General features: G+C 67.8%; 15 protein-coding genes and 1 riboswitch. Of the genes, 11 read left to right on the top strand and 4 right to left on the bottom strand.

Annotated features, from left to right (window positions below):
• Positions 1-333 precede the first annotated feature (333 nt).
• From BA190_RS13620 to BA190_RS13630, 3 genes are all read right to left on the bottom strand, one after another.
• On the bottom strand, positions 334-2,523 hold the full coding sequence (locus tag BA190_RS13620) for a xanthine dehydrogenase family protein molybdopterin-binding subunit (RefSeq protein ID WP_068287840.1): 2,190 nt from the start codon (positions 2,521-2,523) through the stop codon (positions 334-336).
• A 4-nt stretch (positions 2,524-2,527) separates the two neighbouring features.
• On the bottom strand, positions 2,528-2,983 hold the full coding sequence (locus BA190_RS13625; protein WP_068287843.1) for a (2Fe-2S)-binding protein: 456 nt from the start codon (positions 2,981-2,983) through the stop codon (positions 2,528-2,530).
• 394 nt (positions 2,984-3,377) lie between these two features.
• Positions 3,378-3,743 carry a hypothetical protein gene (locus BA190_RS13630; protein ID WP_068287846.1) on the bottom strand — a complete coding sequence of 122 codons (366 nt, stop codon included), beginning with the start codon at positions 3,741-3,743 and terminating at the stop codon, positions 3,378-3,380.
• 95 nt (positions 3,744-3,838) lie between these two features.
• Positions 3,839-4,057: riboswitch (cobalamin riboswitch) on the top strand.
• Positions 4,058-4,164: 107 nt separating this feature from the next.
• Here BA190_RS13630 and BA190_RS13635 point away from each other — a divergent pair.
• From BA190_RS13635 to cobJ, 7 genes are all read left to right on the top strand, one after another.
• The gene (locus tag BA190_RS13635; RefSeq protein ID WP_068287850.1) at positions 4,165-4,548 is read left to right on the top strand and encodes a DUF1636 domain-containing protein; all 384 of its coding nucleotides are present in this window, start codon (positions 4,165-4,167) and stop codon (positions 4,546-4,548) included.
• Positions 4,545-5,579 carry a cobalamin biosynthesis protein CobW gene (cobW, locus tag BA190_RS13640; protein ID WP_068287853.1) on the top strand — a complete coding sequence of 345 codons (1,035 nt, stop codon included), beginning with the start codon at positions 4,545-4,547 and terminating at the stop codon, positions 5,577-5,579. Before BA190_RS13635 ends, cobW begins: the two co-directional genes overlap by 4 nt.
• A 147-nt stretch (positions 5,580-5,726) precedes the next feature.
• Positions 5,727-9,221: a cobaltochelatase subunit CobN gene (gene cobN / locus BA190_RS13645; RefSeq protein WP_068288282.1), complete on the top strand. Its 3,495-nt coding sequence runs from the start codon at positions 5,727-5,729 to the stop codon at positions 9,219-9,221.
• The gene (gene cobG, locus BA190_RS13650) at positions 9,218-10,573 is read left to right on the top strand and encodes a precorrin-3B synthase (protein ID WP_156771510.1); all 1,356 of its coding nucleotides are present in this window, start codon (positions 9,218-9,220) and stop codon (positions 10,571-10,573) included. Before cobN ends, cobG begins: the two co-directional genes overlap by 4 nt.
• 76 nt (positions 10,574-10,649) lie before the next feature.
• Positions 10,650-11,279: a precorrin-8X methylmutase gene (locus tag BA190_RS13655; protein ID WP_068287856.1), complete on the top strand. Its 630-nt coding sequence runs from the start codon at positions 10,650-10,652 to the stop codon at positions 11,277-11,279.
• On the top strand, positions 11,276-12,019 hold the full coding sequence (locus tag BA190_RS13660; RefSeq protein WP_068287859.1) for a precorrin-2 C(20)-methyltransferase: 744 nt from the start codon (positions 11,276-11,278) through the stop codon (positions 12,017-12,019). Before BA190_RS13655 ends, BA190_RS13660 begins: the two co-directional genes overlap by 4 nt.
• Positions 12,016-12,765: a precorrin-3B C(17)-methyltransferase gene (gene cobJ, locus BA190_RS13665; RefSeq protein ID WP_202908466.1), complete on the top strand. Its 750-nt coding sequence runs from the start codon at positions 12,016-12,018 to the stop codon at positions 12,763-12,765. The genes BA190_RS13660 and cobJ overlap by 4 nt, the downstream gene beginning before the upstream one ends.
• Positions 12,766-12,881: 116 nt before the next feature.
• On the opposite strand, the gene BA190_RS13670 is transcribed toward cobJ, so the two are convergent.
• A complete protein-coding gene (locus BA190_RS13670) occupies positions 12,882-13,625 on the bottom strand; it encodes a cobalt-precorrin-6A reductase (protein WP_068287861.1) in 744 nt (247 codons plus the stop codon).
• 20 nt (positions 13,626-13,645) lie between these two features.
• On the opposite strand from BA190_RS13670, the gene BA190_RS13675 reads away from it, so the two are divergent.
• The 4 genes from BA190_RS13675 (at position 13,646) to BA190_RS13690 (ending at position 17,337) form a co-directional block, all read left to right on the top strand.
• Complete coding sequence (locus BA190_RS13675; protein WP_068287863.1) at positions 13,646-14,884, top strand: bifunctional cobalt-precorrin-7 (C(5))-methyltransferase/cobalt-precorrin-6B (C(15))-methyltransferase; 1,239 nt, start codon at positions 13,646-13,648, stop codon at positions 14,882-14,884.
• Positions 14,881-15,273, top strand: coding sequence for a cobalamin biosynthesis protein (locus tag BA190_RS13680; protein WP_068287865.1), 393 nt, complete (start codon positions 14,881-14,883; stop codon positions 15,271-15,273). Before BA190_RS13675 ends, BA190_RS13680 begins: the two co-directional genes overlap by 4 nt.
• A 235-nt stretch (positions 15,274-15,508) precedes the next feature.
• Positions 15,509-16,270: a precorrin-4 C(11)-methyltransferase gene (gene cobM / locus BA190_RS13685; protein WP_068287867.1), complete on the top strand. Its 762-nt coding sequence runs from the start codon at positions 15,509-15,511 to the stop codon at positions 16,268-16,270.
• Positions 16,271-16,428: 158 nt separating this feature from the next.
• Entirely contained in the window at positions 16,429-17,337 is a 909-nt protein-coding gene (locus tag BA190_RS13690) for a DMT family transporter (protein ID WP_068287870.1), read from the top strand.
• The last annotated feature ends 1 nt before the right edge of the window (position 17,338 follow it).

Consider the following 17,338-nt stretch of genomic DNA (forward strand, 5'->3'; position numbering starts at 1 on the left):
CCTTCCTTGCCTAATCGGGCTTGTTCGGCGGCCCTGGCGACTGTTCGGGGTCGATGGAAAGACGGACTTAGACCCTTGCTCTCCCACGGGCTTTGCCTCCCTGAGGATAATCGGTCTTCCGTCCCACGCCGCACCGCCAATCATAGCAGATGCGATAGGTGAGAAGTTACAAGGATAGAGGTGAGGGGCAGCACAATGCCTGGTTTGTGAGTGCCGCGCTGCCCCTCATCCTTACCTTCTCCCCGTAAGAACGGGGCGAAGGCGTGGCTGGCGTCGCATTTCTCGCCTAAGCGGAGCGCCTATGCGCTTTCAATATCCACGCTCCAAGTGAACTCACACCGGCCCCCATTTCAGGTCGGTGTTCTTGACCGGCAGGCTGCGGATGCGCTTGCCGGTGGCGGCGAAGATCGCGTTGCAGACGGCCGGGGCGACCGGTGGCGTGCCGGGCTCGCCGATGCCGCCCCATTTCTTGCCGCCGCTGAGCACGAGATGAGTTTCGATCGGGGGCGTGTCGGCGAGACGGGCGACCTGGTAATCGTCGAAATTGCCCTGCACCACCGCGCCCTTCTCGATGGTGATCTCGCCGAACAGGGCAGCCGACAGGCCATAGACCACCGCGCTCTCGATCTGCATCTCCACGGTGAGCGGATTGACGACATGGCCGCAATCGACGGCCGCCACCACGCGCTGGACCTTCACTTCGCCCTCGGGGCTGACGGCGAGCTCCACCACCTCGCCGACGATGGTGCCGAAGGATTCGTGGATGGCGATGCCGCGCCCCCGGCCCTTGGGCAGCGGTTTGCCCCAGTCGCTCTTCTCAGCCAGCGTGTCGAGCACGGCGAGAAAATCCGGCTTGCCCTCGAGCAGCTTGCGCCTGAAACGGTAGGGGTCCTGGCCACTGGCCTGGGCCATTTCGTCGATGAAGCTCTCTAGGGCAAAGGCATTCTGCGACGAGCCGACCGAACGCCAGAACATCACCGGCACATGGGTGTTCTTGAGGATGCAGTCGATCTGGGCCGCGCCGGTGCGGTAGGGCATGTTGGCGAGGCCCTCCACGGCGGAGGGTTCGACGCCGTTCTCTACCTTTCCCCAGCCGAGCGAGCGCTGGATGGAGCCGACGGCGGTGCGGACATGGATCGCCGCCGGCAGGCCGTCCTCGCCGAGGGAGGCCTGGAAGCGGATGGCTGCTTGCGGGCGATAGCGGTCGTGGCGCATGTCCTCCTCGCGCGTCCACACCAGCTTGACCGGCTTGCCCACCGCCTTCGACACCGTCACGGCCTGGACGAGCTCGTCATTGACGGCGCGTCGGCCGAAGCCGCCACCGAGGAAGCAGTTGTGGATCTCCACCTCGGAGGGGGCGACGCCCGCCGCCTTGGCGGCAAGCTGGAGCGCCATGTCGGGGTTCTGCGTGCCCATCCAGACTTCGACCTTGCCGTCATGGACATGGGCGGTGCAGTTGAGCGGTTCCATCGGCGCATGGGCCAGATGCGGCGCCTGGTAGAGGGCGTCGACACGCTTGCCGCGGGCGAGGGCGGCCTCGACATCGCCCTCCTTGCGCGCCGTGACGGCGGGGCCGTCGAGGGCGGCGACATAATCGGCGTCGAAACGCTTGCTGTCCGTCTCGGCGGCGGGGCCCTCCTCCCAGATCACCGGCAGGGCAAGCGCCGCTTCCTTGGCGCGCCAGAACCGGTCGGCCACCACGGCGAGGCCGCCCTCGATCGGCACCACGGCCAGGATGCCGCGGCGGCCCTTGATGGCGGTTTCGTCATGGGATTTCACGCGGCCACCGAAGACGGGGCAGGTCACCACGGCGGCATAGACCATGTCAGGCAGGCGGATATCGATGCCGAATTTCGCCGCGCCCGTCAGCTTGGGCGGCGTATCCAGGCGCGCCAGCGGCTTGCCGATCAGCGTGAACTGCTCGGGTGACTTGATCGCGGGTTCCTTGGCCAGCGTGACCTTGGCGGCCTCGCCGGCCAGCTCGCCGAAGCGCAGGCTGCGATTGCTGGCTTGGTGCAGCACCTTGCCGGCATCGACGCTGCAGCTTTCGGCCGGAACCTGCCAGCGCGCAGCGGCGGCTTGCACCAGCCTTTCGCGGGCATTGGCGCCGGCGGCCTGCAGGAATTCGCGCGAGCGGCGCACGGCCCCGGAACCGCCGGTGCCCATACGCTTGTAGACGGTGTTCTCGCGCAGGTTCCGGCTGGCCGAGGCGTATTCGGGCTTCACCTTGGCCCAGTCGCAGCCGAGCTCCTCGGCAACGATCATCGGCAGGGCCGTGAAGATGCCCTCGCCCATTTCCGATTGCGCCACGCGGATGATCACGGCGTCGTCGGGCTCGATCAGGATCCAGGCATTGATCTCGCCTTCAGTGGCCGTGCTGGCCCAAGGCTGGTCGGCAATATCAAGGGCCCGGGCGGCATCGGGGATGAAGCCGCCGATCATCAGGCCGCCGGCGGCCGAGAGGCCGATGGCCAGGAAGCTGCGGCGGCTCAGTGCGGTGGAGGTGCGGTCGATCGCGTTCATGGCCTCACCCCTTCATCAGTTCGGCGGCGCGATGGATGGCGGCGCGGATGCGCGGATAGGTGCCGCAGCGACAGATATTGGTGATGCCGTTGTCGATATCCGCATCGGTGGGCGCCGGCGTATCCTTCAGGAAGGCGACGGCGGCCATGATCTGGCCCGACTGGCAATAGCCGCATTGCGGCACGTCCTCGGCCAGCCAGGCCTGCTGGACCGGATGCTTGCCGTCCGCAGACAGGCCCTCGATCGTGGTGATGGTGGCGCCGTCGACGTCGACGACCTGGGTCTGGCAGGAACGGATGGCGGCGCCGTTCACATGGACGGTGCAGGCGCCGCATTGGGCGATGCCGCAGCCGAACTTGGTACCGGTGAGGCCGAGTTCATCGCGCAGGACCCAGAGCAGAGGGGTTTCGGGCTCGATGTCGAGCCGGTGGGTGGTCGAATTGACGGTGATGGCAACCATAGGCAGGCCTTCCAGCGGCTGATGCCGGGCAGAAGGTCCGGGCCCATCGGCGTCGGCCTTCTGGTGGGCGATTGCGGGAAGGCGAAATTGTGGCGGCAATCATGGCGCTGGGGTGACGGGTAACGCAGACGTGAGAGTTTGTGCAGTCTGGAAGCGATCGAGAAACACTGCCGCCGAGGGTGACCAAAATGGGCGGATCATGAAGATGCAGACGAGGACTACAGTCGTCGTCACTACAATTGCGCTGACGTTTCCTCCGTCATTGCGAGCGCAGCGAAGCAATCCAGTTTTGGTAAAGCGCGTCGCTCATGGCTTCTGGATTGCTTCGCTTCGCTCGCAATGACGCAAGCCGGATGTCTCCACCAAATCACGACTATGATGTCAGCCGCCCTGGCTATTGCTTGAACCAGATCCGGCTGTAGCCGAGCGCATCCCCGGCGATGGCGACGAGAACGCCGATGGAGACGAGGATGAGGCCGGTCAGGAAGATGCGCACGATGCGGCGATAGACCAGCCCCTGCAGCGAAGTGGGCGAGAGCATGCCGGCCAGCGCCCAGACCTGGAAGATGATGCCGCCCCCGATGAGGAAGACGGCTGCCAGGTCCTCCGGGATCCAGGTTCCCGGCTGCGAGGCCCAGTTGTTGAGGAAGCCGAGCGAGAAGGCGAGCACGACGCCGATGGCCGTCACCGAACCGCCGCGGAAGATGACGTCGATCTTCTCCGGCTCGGTCGGCGGTGCCGGCGGCTTGTCTTCGGGCATGTCAGCCTCGCTGATGTGGCAATGTCGCCGGCCTTTATGCCGGATTTTGCGCGTGGTTTGGAAGCGGGAACATTGACAAGCACGCCCGCGCACCCCTTATGTCAGCCGCGATCGGTCTCTCGTTAAGAGAGAAGAGGGAATGCGGTGCGGATGAAGAGGGGCCCGGTTGAGGGCTGTCTTGGATGCCAAAGCCGCGGCTGCCCCCGCAACTGTAAGCGGCAAGCGTCCCGCCTTGAGGCCACTGGGCAACCGGGAAGGCGGCGGGGGGCGATGAGCCGCGAGCCAGGAGACCTGCCGGTCGCACTGCTGTCACCGGTCCGGGCGGGGCGCCTCGGAGGCCGGTTCCGTCTTCCCGGACGATCGCCGGCCATGCCGTCGGTCCCGCGCCCTCCATCCGCTCCGGCGGCGATGAACAGGGCCGATGCCAGAAACAACTCTCCCAGTCCGGCTGCTCGTCTGCGTGACCTGCAGGCGCGAGGGCGATGACCCCGAGGCGCCGCGCCAGGGCGCCCGGCTGCGCGATGCGCTCGCGGGCATGCTGCCCGAAAGCGTCGAACTGCAGCCGGTCGAGTGCCTGGGCAATTGCAAGCGTTCCTGCACGGTGGCTTTGTCGGCGCCCGGTACCTGGACCTATGTCTTCGGCGATCTCACTGCCGAGAGCGGCCCCGACATCCTCACCGGGATCGATCTCCTTGCCCATTCCAGCGACGGCCTGATGCCCTGGCGCGGCCGTCCCGACGTCTTCAAGCGCAGCATGATCGCGCGCATCCCACCCCTGCCAACCCTCAAGGACGCCGCCGAATGAACGCACACAGCAAGGTTCCCTGCACCATCGTCACCGGCTTTCTCGGAGCCGGCAAGACCACGCTGATCCGCAACCTTCTGGCTACCGCCAACGGCCGCAGGCTGGCGTTGATCGTCAACGAATTCGGCGATGTCGGCGTCGATGGTGACATCCTGAAATCCTGCGGCATCGAGAGCTGCCCGGAAGACGCCATCGTCGAGCTCGCCAATGGCTGCATCTGCTGCACCGTGGCCGATGATTTCGTGCCGGCGCTGGAGACGCTGCTGGCACGCCCGAACGCGCCCGAGCACATCGTGATCGAGACATCAGGCCTCGCTCTGCCCAAGCCGCTGGTCAAGGCCTTCAACTGGCCGGCGATCCGTTCGCGCGTCACCGTCGACGGCGTCATCGCCGTGGTCGACGGCGCCGCGGTCGCGGCCGGCCGTTTTGCCGACGATCCGGAAGAGTTGAAGCGCCAGGCAGAGGGCGACGCTTCCCTCGATCACGACAATCCGCTCGAGGAGGTCTATGAAGACCAGCTCCTCTGCGCCGATCTCGTCGTGCTCAACAAAGCCGATCTCCTCTCCGCCGGCGAGGCCGACAGCGTGGAGAAGGACATCGAGAAGACCGTGCCGCGCGCCGTCAAGGTGGTGCGCACCTCCGAGGGCCGCATCGACGCGGCCGTGCTGCTCGGGCTCGGTGCCGCGGCCGAGAACGACCTGGAGGCCCGACCCTCCCATCACGACCACGAGGCCGAGCACGACCATGACGACTTCGATACCTTCATCGTCGACCTGCCGGCCATCCTCGATGCCGATGCCCTGGTGGCCAAGCTGAAGGCGGCGGCCGAGGAGCATGATATCCTGCGCATCAAGGGCTTCGTCGCTGTCGACGGCAAGCCGATGCGCCTGCTGGTCCAGGGCGTCGGCGCCCGCTTCTCGCAGCATTTCGACCGCGCCTGGGCGCCGGAGGAAACCCGTTCGAGCCGCCTCGTCATCATCGGCGAGAAGGGCATCGACCAGGCCGGCATCCGCAAGACGCTGGAGGGATAAAGCGAAGATGAGATATAGCTCGACGCCTGCCTGTTCGTCATGCCCGGGCTTGACCCGGGCATCCGGCTCCGATGCGAGCTGGATTGCCGGGTCAAGCCCGGCAATGACAAGGTCGCGGGCGTTGTTCTTTGGTCCGGAACCGTCCTGATGCATCTGCTGCCGGCTGATACGCGTTCGCTCGATGCCAGCGAGGCCGCCGTCGATCTCGACCAGGCTCCCGGCGCGATCGTGTTCGCCTCGCTGACCGACAGCGACCTCGCCCTGGCAGCTGCGTCCGGTCTCGACGATCTGCGCCTGGCGCCGCTGCAGAAGCTGCGCCATCCGATGTCAACAGACCTCTACATCGACAAGACGGCCCGCCACGCCAGGACGATCGTGGTGCGCCTGCTCGGCGGCCTCGATTACTGGCGCTATGGCGTGGAGGAACTGGCGGCGACGGCGCGCACCCGCGGCATCGCGCTCGCCTTGCTTCCCGGTGACGCCAGGCCGGATGGGCGACTGTCCCAGCTCTCCACCGTGCCGCAGGAGGCGCTGGACCGGCTTGCGCAGTACTGGCGCGAGGGTGGGCCCCGGAACGCCCGGGCCTCCTTGCTCTATGCCGCCAGGCTGGGCGGCCTCGATTTCGGCGAGCCGGAAGCGCCGCTCGCCGTGCCGAAATATGGGATGTTCCTTGGAGCGCGGACATCCTGTCCGCATCTTTCTCACCAATGTGCCGCGTCAAGAGCGGACAAGATGTCCGCGCCCCAAGCCGCCATCTTTTTCTACCGCTCGATCCTGCTCTCGGCCGACACCGCCCCCATCGAGGCCCTGGCGCGGGCGCTCGATGCCGAGGGCCTGGCCGTATCGGCCTTCTATGTCGGTTCGCTCAAGGATGGCGAAACCGCCGAATGGGTGCGCCGGCAGCTTGAGGACCTTCAGCCTCGAGTGATCCTCAATGCCACCGCCTTCTCGGCCCTGGACGATGACGGCGCTTCGCCGCTGGACGTGGCCGGCTGTCCCGTCCTGCAGGTGATCACCTCTTCCTCGGCGCAGGAGGCCTGGGAAGCCTCGACCCGCGGGCTGTCGGCCAGCGACCTTGCCATGCATGTGGCGCTGCCTGAGCTCGACGGCCGGCTCTCGGCCGGCGTGATCTCCTTCAAGGCCGAACGCGAGGAGGGCGCCTTCACCCGCCTCGCCCATGCCCCGCATGACGAGCGCATCGCCGCCTTGGCCGCCAAGGCCGCCGCCTGGGCGAAGCTTGCCACGAAGGCGCGGGCGGAGCGCAGGCTCGGCCTGATCCTCTCGAACTATCCGGGCGCGGATGGCCGTCTCGCGCACGCCGTCGGCCTCGATGCGCCCGCCTCGGCCCTGGCGATCCTGGAGCGGCTTCGGGACGAGGGCTATGCGGTGGGCGAGTTGCCGGAGAGCGGCGCTGATCTGCTGGAGCTGGTTGTCCAGTCATACCCTCCCCTCGATGGGGAGGGTCGACGCGTAGCGTCGGGGTGGGGTGACTGCCTCGACCGTGGTGATTCCCACCCCACCCCGGACCTGCGGTCCGACCCTCCCCATCGAGGGGAGGGTAAAGAGCTTTCCTTCCCGCTCGCGGTTTACCAGAGCTGGCTCGGCGCCCTTCCCGTTGCCCTCCGCGACAGGCTCGCGGCCCAATGGGGCGATCCCTCGGCCGATCCCCTCTGCAGCGAGGGCGCCTTCCATTTCGCGGGACATCTCTGCGGCCATGTCGCCGTGGCGGTGCAGCCCGATCGCGGCTCGGCCCTCGACCGCAAGGGCGATCATCATTCGCCCGACCTGCCACCGCGCCATGCCTATCTCGCCTTCTATCTGTGGCTGCGCCAGGCCTTCGGCATCGATGCGATGATCCATCTGGGCACGCATGGCACGCTCGAATGGCTGCCGGGCAAGGCCGCCGCGCTCTCCGCCCAGTGCTTCCCTGAGCTGGCCGCGGGAGCCGTGCCGGTGCTCTATCCCTTCATCGTCAACAATCCCGGCGAGGCGGCGCAGGCCAAGCGCCGGCTCGGCGCGGTCACCATTGGCCATCTCACCCCGCCCTTGCGGGAGGCCGGCCTGTCCGGCGGTGCCATCGAGGTCGAGCGCCTGATCGACGAATATGCCAGCGCCGACGGCCTCGACCAGCGCCGCATGGCCTATCTCAGGCGCGAGATCATCGAGCGGGCCGTGGAGACTGGCCTTACCGCCGAATGCGGCATCGCGCCCGGCCTCGACGAGGACGAGACGCTGGCGCGCCTCGATGCCTTCCTGTGCGACGTCAAGGAACTCCAGATCCGCGACGGGCTGCATGTCTTCGGGCGCCGGCCGGAGGAGAGCGCCCATCTCCTCGATGTCCTGGCCGCCTCCTGCGGCGAGGAGGAGCGGCCGGTTCTGGCCGCACGCCTTGAAAGCTGCGGTGACAGCGAGATGGCCAGCCTTCTCGCCGGCCTCGACGGACGCTTCGTGCGGCCCGGCCCCGCCGGGGCGCCGACGCGCGGGCGGGCCGACGTGCTGCCGACCGGGCGCAACCTCACCACGCTCGATCCGCGCGCGGTTCCGACCCGCGCCGCCTACGCGATTGGATCGCGTGCGGCAGATGCCGTTATCCAGCGCTATCTCCAGGATCACGGCGATTATCCCAAAAATATCGTGCTCGACCTTTGGGGCTCGGCCACCATGCGCACCGGTGGCGACGATCTCGCTCAAGCCATGGCGCTGCTGGGTACCAGGCCGGTGTGGGACAACGGTTCCAACCGAGTTTCCGGCTTCGAGGTCTTGCCCCAGGCCCGGCTCGACCGGCCGCGCGTCGATGTGACCCTGCGCATCTCGGGCCTGTTCCGCGACGTGTTCGCCCAGCAGATCACGCTGTTCGACGAGGCGGTCAGGGCCGTTGCCGCCCTTGACGAAAGCGCCGAATGGAACCCGCTCGCCGCCGCGGCGAAGGCAAGCGGCCAGCGTCCGCTGCGCATCTTCGGCGCTGCGCCCTCCGCCTATGGTGCCGGGATCACCGATCGCATCGCGCGCGGAGCCTGGGATGTCAGGGCCGATCTCGGCCGCGACTATCTCGCAGCCAGCAGCCATGCCTATGGTGCCGGCATCGAGGGCGACGCCGTGCCGGCGGTCTTCGCGGAGCGGGTCGCCTCCGCCGATGCCCATGTCCATGGCCAGGACCATCGCGAGATCGACATCCTCGACGATGTCACCTTCGCCGCCCATCAGGGCGGCTTTGCGGCGGCGCTGGAGGCGCTCGGGGCCAAGGCTGCCCTCTATCACGCCGATCTTTCCGATCCGGACAAGCCGCGCCTGCGCAGCCTCGGCGAGGAGGTCGGCCGCCTCGTGCACGGCCGGGCCGCCAGCCGGCGCTGGATCGACGGCATGATGGCGCATGGCTATGCCGGCGCCGCCGAGATGGCCAATGCCATGGATTGCCTGTTTGCCTTCTCGGCAACGGCCGGCATCGTCACCAATGCCGCCTTCGACCGCATGCACGAAGCCTATGTCGAGGACGAGGAGGTCGCGGCCTTCCTCGCTTCGGCCAATCCCGCCGCGGGCCGGGCGATCCGGGCGCGGCTGGCCGAGGCGATCCGCCGCGGCCTGTGGCAGCCGCGTCGCAATTCTGCGAGTTTTCTGCTCGATGAGGCTGGGAGGGCGGCGTGAGCGGATCGTCAGGCCAGGTCAAGGGCTGGTGCCCAGGGGCGCTCAGGCCGATGCGCTCCGGCGACGGCCTGATCGTGCGGGTGCGCCTGACCGGCGGGGACCTTACCCCCGAACGCGCGGCCGCGCTGGCCGAGGCGGCCCGGCGCTTCGGCAACGGCCTTGTCGACTTGACTTCCCGTGCCAATCTGCAGATGCGCGGTGTCAGCGACGACACGCTGCAACCGCTGCTCGACCGGCTCGCCGAGCTCGGCCTGCTCGATGCCAGCGCTGCCGCCGAACAGGTCCGCAACGTGATCGCGAACCCGCTGACCGGGCTCGATCCGAGCGCGCCGATCGACATACAGCCTCTGATCCGGGCGCTGGAGCTCAGGCTGATTGGAAATGAACGTTTCCATATCCTGCCGGCCAAGTTCGGTTTCCTGCTCGACGGCGGCGGCGTGCTGTCGCTTGACGGTATCGAAGCCGATATCGCCCTTCGGGCCGAGGACGATGGGCATTTCCGCCTGGAAGCCGGTGGGGAGACCCTCGGATGGGTGAGGGTGGAGGAAGCCCTGGAGGCCGCCCTCGGCGTTGCCGAACGCTTCCTGGCCCTGCGCCAGCCCGACGAGCGCCGCATGCGCGATATGGTGGAGCGGTTGCCTTTACCCTCCCCTGGAGGGGTCGACCATTCCTCTTGGAATGGTCTGGGGTCGACGCGTAGCGTCGGGGTGGGGTGGGAAGCGGAGGGCGTGGAGGTTCCCACCCCACCCCGGCCTTCGGCCGACCCTCCCCCTCCAGGGGAGAGTAGGATGCGTCACCTTGCCGGTCCCCACGCCGCCGGCTTCTTCACTGCCGCGGCTCCTTTCGGACGGCTCGATGCCGGCCAGCTCGAGGGCCTCGCCGCCATCGCGGCCCGGCATGGCGCGACATTGCGCCTGACGCCCTGGCGCTCCATCCTGCTGGCGCCGCTTGCCGTAGACGTCACCGCAGAGGTGTCGTCCCTTGGCCTCGTCGTCGATCCCGGCGACCCGCGTCTTGCCATTGCCGCTTGCCCCGGCAGCCCTTCTTGTCTATCCGGCGAAGCGCCGGCGCAGGCCGATGCCGCCAGGCTGGCGCCCGTGCTGGCCGGTTTCGTCGAAAAGGGAGCGAGCGTGCATGTCTCAGGCTGTGCCAAGGGCTGCGCGCGGCGCGCACCGGCTTCCATCACGCTGGTGGGGCAGGCAGGACGCTACGGTATCGCCTTCGACGCCGACAGCAAGGCGCCGAGCGAGGCGGAACCGATGTCCTTGGGCGAATTGACGGCGTTTTTGGCCAAGCGGCTACAGCATTTTCCGGAAAAGTTGGGCGACTTTTCGATTAAGAAAATGCGCTAGAACAAGGGGTTGGAGACAGTGCGATTCGATGGAAGCGCAATTTCTCCGGTCGAGAAGAGTTTCAAGAGCAGTGACCATGTCTGAACGCGACTATATCCGTGACGGTGCCGAGATCTATCGCCGCTCCTTCGCGATGATCCGTGCCGAAAGCGACCTGTCGCGCTTTTCGGCCCTCGAGGCCCCCCTCGTCGTGCGCATCATCCATGCCTGCGGCATGGTCGAGGTCGCTGCCGATGTCGAGATGTCCGATGATCTTGTGGCGAGCGCACGCGCCGCGCTCAGGGCCGGTGCGCCCGTGCTGTGCGATTCGAAGATGGTGGCCAATGGCGTGACCCGCGCCCGTCTGCCGGCCGACAATGACGTGGTCTGCACGCTGGACGACCCGCGCACGCCGGGACTCGCCCGCGAGATCGGCAATACCCGCACCGCCGCCGCCATGGAGCTCTGGCGCGACCGTCTCGGCGGCGCCGTGGTCGCCATCGGGAATGCGCCGACAGCGCTCTACCATCTCATGGACATGATCGACCGGGGCGCACCGAGGCCCGCCGCCATTCTCGGCATTCCCGTCGGTTTCGTCGGCGCCGCCGAGTCCAAGGACGAGCTCAAGGCCTGGGGCAAGGTGCCCTGGCTGATCGTGCGCGGCCGCAAGGGCGGCAGCGCCATGACCGCAGCGGCGATCAACGCGCTGGCGAGCGAAATCGAATGACGAATTCGACGTCTTCCTTGGGCCGTCTCTATGGCGTCGGCGTCGGTCCCGGCGATCCCGAACTGATGACCTTGAAGGCGGCGCGGCTCCTCCGCTCGGCGCCGGTCGTTGCCTATTTCTGCAAGCAGGGGCAGCGCGGCCATGGCCGCACCATCATCGAGGGTTTCCTCGCCGATGATGTCATCGAGGAGAAGCTCGCCTATCCGATGACGACCGAAGTGCCGGCCGCCGATCCCGCCTATCACTCGGCCCTCGGCGGCTTCTATGACGAATCGGCCCGGCGGCTCGCCGGTCACCTCGACGCCGGCCGCGACGTCGTGGTGGTGTCGGAAGGCGATCCCTTCTTCTACGGGTCCTTCATGCCGATCTTCCATCGCCTTGCCTCTTCCTACGAGACCGAGGTGGTCGCCGGCGTCTCGGGCATGGCGGGCTGCTGGACACGGGCCCGCACCCCCATCACCTATGGCGACGACATCCTTACCGTGCTGCCGGCGACGCTGGACGCGGCGGCGCTCAAGCGCCATCTCGAATTGGCCGACGCGGCGGTGATCATGAAGCTCGGCCGGCATTTTCCGAAAGTGCGTGCCGTGCTGGAGGAACTGGGTCTCGCCGCCCGTGCCGTCTATGTCGAGCGCGGCACCATGGCCGGCGAGAAGATCATGAAGCTGCCGCCGGCCGATTTCACCGGCGTGCCCTATTTCGCCATGCTGTTGGTGCCCGGCCAGGGACGGCTGCTGTGACCGGCCGCGTCATGATCATCGGCCTCGGGCCGGGGCCTGCGAAATGGGTCACGCCGGAAGCCAGCGCGCTGCTCGCCGAAGCGACCGACATCATCGGCTACGGCCCCTATGTCGATCGCGTGCCGCCGAGCCCGGCGCGGCGCCATGCCAGCGACAACCGGGTCGAGGTCGACCGCGCCCGCCATGCCCTCGAACTCGCGACTGCTGGCGCTGATGTCGCCGTGGTTTCGGGCGGGGATCCCGGCGTCTTCGCCATGGCGGCGGCGGTCTTCGAGGCGGTCGAGGCGGGGGATCCGGCCTGGCGCGACCTCGATATCGTGGTCGTTCCCGGCGTTACCGCCGTGCTCGCCGCCGCCGCGCGGCTCGGCGCACCCCTCGGGCACGATTTCTGCGTGATCTCGCTCTCGGACAATCTCAAGCCCTGGTCCATCATCGAGAAGCGGCTGGTCGCGGCGGTGGAGGGCGATTTCGTGCTCGCCTTCTACAACCCGGCCTCCAAGGCCCGGCCGGACCAGATCGGCAGGGCCTTCGACGTGCTGCGCCGCCAGGCGGGCGAGCGTATCGTCGTGCTCGCCAAGGCCGTCGGCCGGCCGGACGAGGACATCATCGTGACCAGCCTGTCGGCGGTGAAGCCCGAACAGGTCGACATGCGTACGCTCGTGCTGATCGGCTCTTCGCAGACCCGCTTGATCGAGCGCGGCGATGCCGAGCCCTGGATCTACTCGCCCCGCCGGTGGGACGCGTGAGACCCTGGGATCGCAGGCTTCCAGCCTGCTCCTTGCCCTCTCGGCAAGCGTTACGTTTCCAAGAGCAGGTATCGCGACATGCAAGCATGTCGCTGAGAAGCCTGCGATCCCGGAAGCTATCCCTGCCGCTCGATCCAGGCCAAAGCCTCCTGCGCGGTCGCCACCGTCTCCACCTCGGCCGTCTCCGGTCGTCGCAGCAGGATGACCGGCAGGCCGAGGCGGCGCGCGGCGCTGATCTTGCCGTAGGTGGCGCTGCCGCCGGAATTCTTGGTGACCAGGATGTCGATGGCCTCCTCCTGCATGAGGCGGATTTCGTCCGCCTCCGCAAAGGGGCCACGGGCAAGGATCAGCCTGGCGCGGGGCGGCAGCTCTTCCGGCGGATCGACCGAGCGCACCAGATAGAAATGCTGGGGCGCGGCCAGGAAGGCGGGCAGTTCGAGGCGGCCAGTGGTCAGGAAGACGCGGCGCGGCGCGGGGCCGAGGGCCTGCACGGCCGCCCGCGCGTCCGGCACCTCGCTCCAGCGATCGCCGTCACGGGGCTGCCAGGCCGGACGCCGCAGGGCCAGCAGCGGTACACCCGCGCGCCGGGTCGCCGCCACGGCATTGGCCGACATCCGTTCGGCGAAGGGATGGGTGGCATCGACGAGCGCGGTGACCGCATGCTCCTCGATAAAGGCGCAAAGACCCTCGACGCCGCCGAAGCCGCCGATACGATGGGCGATCGGCGGCGGAGTGGGATTGATCGTCCGCCCGGCAAGGGACACCATGGCCGGAACGTCGGGGCGTGCGGCCAGCAGCCTGGCCAGGGCCGAGGCCTCGCTGGTGCCGCCGAGCAGTAGGACATGGAGATGGGAATGCATTGTCGTCTCTTGAGGGTCGGATGAGCCCTATCAACCACTCGGATCGCTGGCTGTCCATCGTCGGCATCGGCGAAGACGGCATGGCGGGCCTGTCACCGCTGGCTGCCGCCGTGGTCGACAGGGCCGAACTGCTGGTCGGTGGCGCCAGGCATCTCGCCATGGTGCCGGAAGGAACGGCCGAAAGGCTCACTTGGCCGAGCCCGCTGACCGATGTCATCGGCCCGATCAAGGCGGCCCGCGGGCGCCGCGTCGTCGTGCTGGCCTCCGGGGATCCATTCCTGTGGGGGGTCGGCGCCACGCTGTCGCGTTTCATCCCGTCCGAGGAGATGGCCTGCCATCCCGCGCCTTCGTCCTTTTCCCTGGCGGCAGCGCGGCTGGGCTGGGCGCAGCAGGATTGTGCCCTGATCTCGTTGCACGGCAGGCCCTTCGAGACGCTGGTGCCGCATGTCCAGCCCCATGCCCGCATCCTGGCGCTGACCTGGGACGGCCGCACCGCGGCCAAGGCGGCGGCCCGCCTCACCGAGCTTGGTTTCGGCCCGTCCCGCCTGACGGTGCTGGAGCGCATGAGCGGGAGCGATGAGAGGATCCGCTCCGCCCGGGCCGAAACCTTCGATCTCGACGGCATCGATCCGCTCAACGTCCTGGCCATTGAGGCAGTTGCCGGCCCCGATGCCCGGCCACTACCGCTAGCCAGTGGCCTGCCCGATGCGTTCTTCGAGCATGACGGCCAGCTCACCAAGCGGGAGATCCGTGCCATCACCCTGTCGGCACTGGCCCCGCTCAAGGGCCAACTGCTCTGGGATATCGGCCTGGGGGCGGGGTCTGTGGCGATCGAATGGCTGCTGCGCCACCCGTCCAACCGCGCCATCGGCATCGAGGAGAATGCCGACAGGGCGGCGCGGGCCCTGGTCAATGCCGTCAGTCTCGGCGTGCCGCATCTGCGTCTCGTTTCCGGTGCCGCGCCGGCGGCGCTGGCAGGGCTTGATAGCCCCGATGCCGTCTTCATCGGCGGCGGCACGGGTGACGATACCGTGTTCGAGGCAGCCTGGGCCGCCCTGCGCCCTGGCGGGCGCCTCGTCGCCAATGCCGTCACGCTGGAGAGCGAGCAGGCCCTGGCCCGGCGTTTCACCCGGCATGGCGGCGATCTGATCCGCCTGAACGTGGAGCGCCTGGTGCCCATCGGCAGCATGCATGGCTGGCGCCCGGCGATGCCGGTGACGCAATGGAGCGTGGTGAAGCCAGGAAGTCCTGGACAATGAAGCCGTTCGTCGCCGCCGGCCTTGGCTGCCGCAAAGGCTGCCTGGCCGAGGAAATCACCGCTCTCGTCCGGCTGGCCTTGCAGGAGGCCGGCTTCGAGCTCTCTGCGCTTTCGGGCCTGTTCGCGCCCGCCTTCAAGCAGGGCGAGGCGGGGCTGGCGGAGGCCGCCACCCGCCTCGGCGTGCCTCTGGTGCTGATCCCCCAGGCTGCGCTGGAGGCGGCGGAGCCGCGCGTGCTGACCCGGTCGGAGCGCGTGGTCGCCCTGACCGGTCTCGGCAGCGTGGCCGAGACGGCAGCGCTCGCCGGCGCCGGCCCGCAATCCACACTCAAGCGGGCGCGCATCGCCAGTGCGAATGCCACCTGCGCCATTGCCGTGAGAGAGGGTGGATGAGAAGGCTAAAATTCAACGCGACGCTAGCCGCCCCCTCGCCCCGCTTGCGGGGAGAGGGTACGGGTGAGGGGTTCCTCGACGAGGCTTGTTCTGCACCGTGGCACAGCCCCTCATCCTTACCTCTAGTCAACTCAAGAGAGTTGACGATACCCCGTAAGAACGGGGCGAAGGGGTGGCTGATGTTGCGCCTTTTCTTCTGCGCTGCGACAACCCATTTCTCCTTCGAGCACCTGACATGACCGTTCACTTCATCGGCGCCGGTCCCGGCGCGCCCGACCTCATCACTGTCAGGGGCCGCGACCTCGTGGCGCGCTGTCCGGTCTGCCTCTATGCCGGCTCGCTGGTGCCGCCTGAGATCGTTGCGCTGGCACCCGCAGACGCGCGCGTGGTCGATACCGCGCCGCTGACTCTCGATTTGATCATGGCCGAGATCGAGCGGGCGCATGAAAAGGGCCTCGATATCGCGAGGCTGCATTCGGGGGATCTGTCGATCTGGAGCGCGCTGGGCGAGCAGACGCGCCGCCTGCGTGCCCTCGGTATTCCCTACACCGTCACCCCGGGTGTGCCTTCCTTCGCGGCGGCGGCGGCCGTGCTCGGCAAGGAACTGACCCTGCCGGAAGTGGCGCAATCGGTGGTGCTGACGCGCACCTCGGGCCGGGCCTCGGCGATGCCGGAGAGTGAGACGCTGGAGGCCTTCTCGCAGACCGGCGCGACGCTGGCGGTGCATCTTTCCATCCATGCGCTGGCGCGCGTGGTGGCCGAGACCACGCCGCATTACGGCAGTGCCTGTCCGGTTGCGGTGGTCTTCCGGGCAAGCTGGCCCGATGAGCGCGTCGTCACCGGCACGCTCGGCGACATCGAGGCGAAGATCGCGGCCGAGCCGATGGAACGCACCGCCTTGATCCTGATCGGGCGCACGCTGGCCACCGAGGATTTTCGCGAGAGCGCGCTCTACGACACCGACTACAAGCGGCGCTATCGCGGCTTCGAGGGGTGACGAGCGGTCTTCACGCTCCCTCTCAGCGTGTCGGGCTTTGAAAGCCCCGAGAGGATGGTGTATTCCGGCTTAGATCAGCCAGAAATGTCGCGCCTGGACTATTGGATGTTCGCATTCCCGGCATTGTGGATGTCCTCTCTCCTGGTCGCGTCCTCGTCATGTCTTCCCGTGGCTCCCACCTGTTCGGTGCGTTCCTCGCCCTTGCGGCGGGAACGGTGTTTTCGTTCGGCAGCATCACCATTCGCGAGTCGCCGCATCTGGATGCCGTGCAATATCTGATCTGGCGCAGCTTCGGCCTGCTGCCGCTCGTCGTCGGCGTGGCGCTGCTGCAGGGCAAGTCGCCTCTGCGGCAGTTGATCTCGGGCGGCTGGCTGGGGCTCGGCGGCGCGTTGTGCATGACGGTGATGGCGGATCTCTTCATCTTCGCCATGAAGACGACCACCATCGCCAATGCGCTGCTGTTCTCGAGCGCGGCGCCGCTGATCGGGGCCATATTGGCCCGCCTGATCCTGAAGGAGCGCATCCTCGTCGCCACCTGGTGCGGCATCGCGATCGGCATTGCCGGCCTGCTCATCATGACCTGGGGGGAGCTGGGCAGCGGCAATGCGATCGGCAATCTCGCCGCCTTCGGCGTGGGCTTTGCCTATGGCCTCTATTCCATCATTGCCCGGCTCGGGCGCGACAGGGACATGTCGGGCGTGGTGACGGGCTGGGCGGTGCTGACCATCCTCACCTGCGGTGCCTTCATGGCCGCGAGAGGGATCACCATCGCCACGCCGATGCAGGAAAACGCCTATGCCATGATCCATGGTGCCGTCTTCATCGGCGGCGGCATGTATCTGCTCAATACGGCGGCCCGGCATGTCGGCGCCGGACAACTCACCTTGCTGGCCCAGACCGAGATGATCCTCGGGCCGGTCTGGGTCTATCTCTTCTTCGGCGAGGCGCCGCGCCTGACCACTGTCCTGGGGGGCGCGGTGCTGCTTGCCGGCGTGCTCGTCGCGGCCCTCGGACGCAGCTTCGCCCGCGAGGAGGAAGCGGAGATGGCGGCCCGTGCCTCTGTGTGAC

The sequence above is a fragment of the Labrys sp. WJW genome, from assembly GCF_001676615.1.
Classification (GTDB): Bacteria; Pseudomonadota; Alphaproteobacteria; order Rhizobiales; family Labraceae; genus Labrys; species Labrys sedimenti.

What these genes read in the sequence shown, in the direction of transcription:
- BA190_RS13620 (WP_068287840.1), bottom strand. Translation starts at nt 2,523, where the DNA reads ATGAACGCGATCGACCGCACCTCCACCGCACTGAGCCGCCGCAGCTTC.
- BA190_RS13625 (WP_068287843.1), bottom strand. Translation starts at nt 2,983, where the DNA reads ATGGTTGCCATCACCGTCAATTCGACCACCCACCGGCTCGACATCGAG.
- BA190_RS13630 (WP_068287846.1), bottom strand. Translation starts at nt 3,743, where the DNA reads ATGCCCGAAGACAAGCCGCCGGCACCGCCGACCGAGCCGGAGAAGATC.
- BA190_RS13635 (WP_068287850.1), top strand. Translation starts at nt 4,165, where the DNA reads ATGCCAGAAACAACTCTCCCAGTCCGGCTGCTCGTCTGCGTGACCTGC.
- cobW (WP_068287853.1), top strand. Translation starts at nt 4,545, where the DNA reads ATGAACGCACACAGCAAGGTTCCCTGCACCATCGTCACCGGCTTTCTC.
- cobN (WP_068288282.1), top strand. Translation starts at nt 5,727, where the DNA reads ATGCATCTGCTGCCGGCTGATACGCGTTCGCTCGATGCCAGCGAGGCC.
- BA190_RS13655 (WP_068287856.1), top strand. Translation starts at nt 10,650, where the DNA reads ATGTCTGAACGCGACTATATCCGTGACGGTGCCGAGATCTATCGCCGC.
- BA190_RS13660 (WP_068287859.1), top strand. Translation starts at nt 11,276, where the DNA reads ATGACGAATTCGACGTCTTCCTTGGGCCGTCTCTATGGCGTCGGCGTC.
- BA190_RS13670 (WP_068287861.1), bottom strand. Translation starts at nt 13,625, where the DNA reads ATGCATTCCCATCTCCATGTCCTACTGCTCGGCGGCACCAGCGAGGCC.
- BA190_RS13675 (WP_068287863.1), top strand. Translation starts at nt 13,646, where the DNA reads ATGAGCCCTATCAACCACTCGGATCGCTGGCTGTCCATCGTCGGCATC.
- BA190_RS13680 (WP_068287865.1), top strand. Translation starts at nt 14,881, where the DNA reads ATGAAGCCGTTCGTCGCCGCCGGCCTTGGCTGCCGCAAAGGCTGCCTG.
- cobM (WP_068287867.1), top strand. Translation starts at nt 15,509, where the DNA reads ATGACCGTTCACTTCATCGGCGCCGGTCCCGGCGCGCCCGACCTCATC.
- BA190_RS13690 (WP_068287870.1), top strand. Translation starts at nt 16,429, where the DNA reads ATGTCTTCCCGTGGCTCCCACCTGTTCGGTGCGTTCCTCGCCCTTGCG.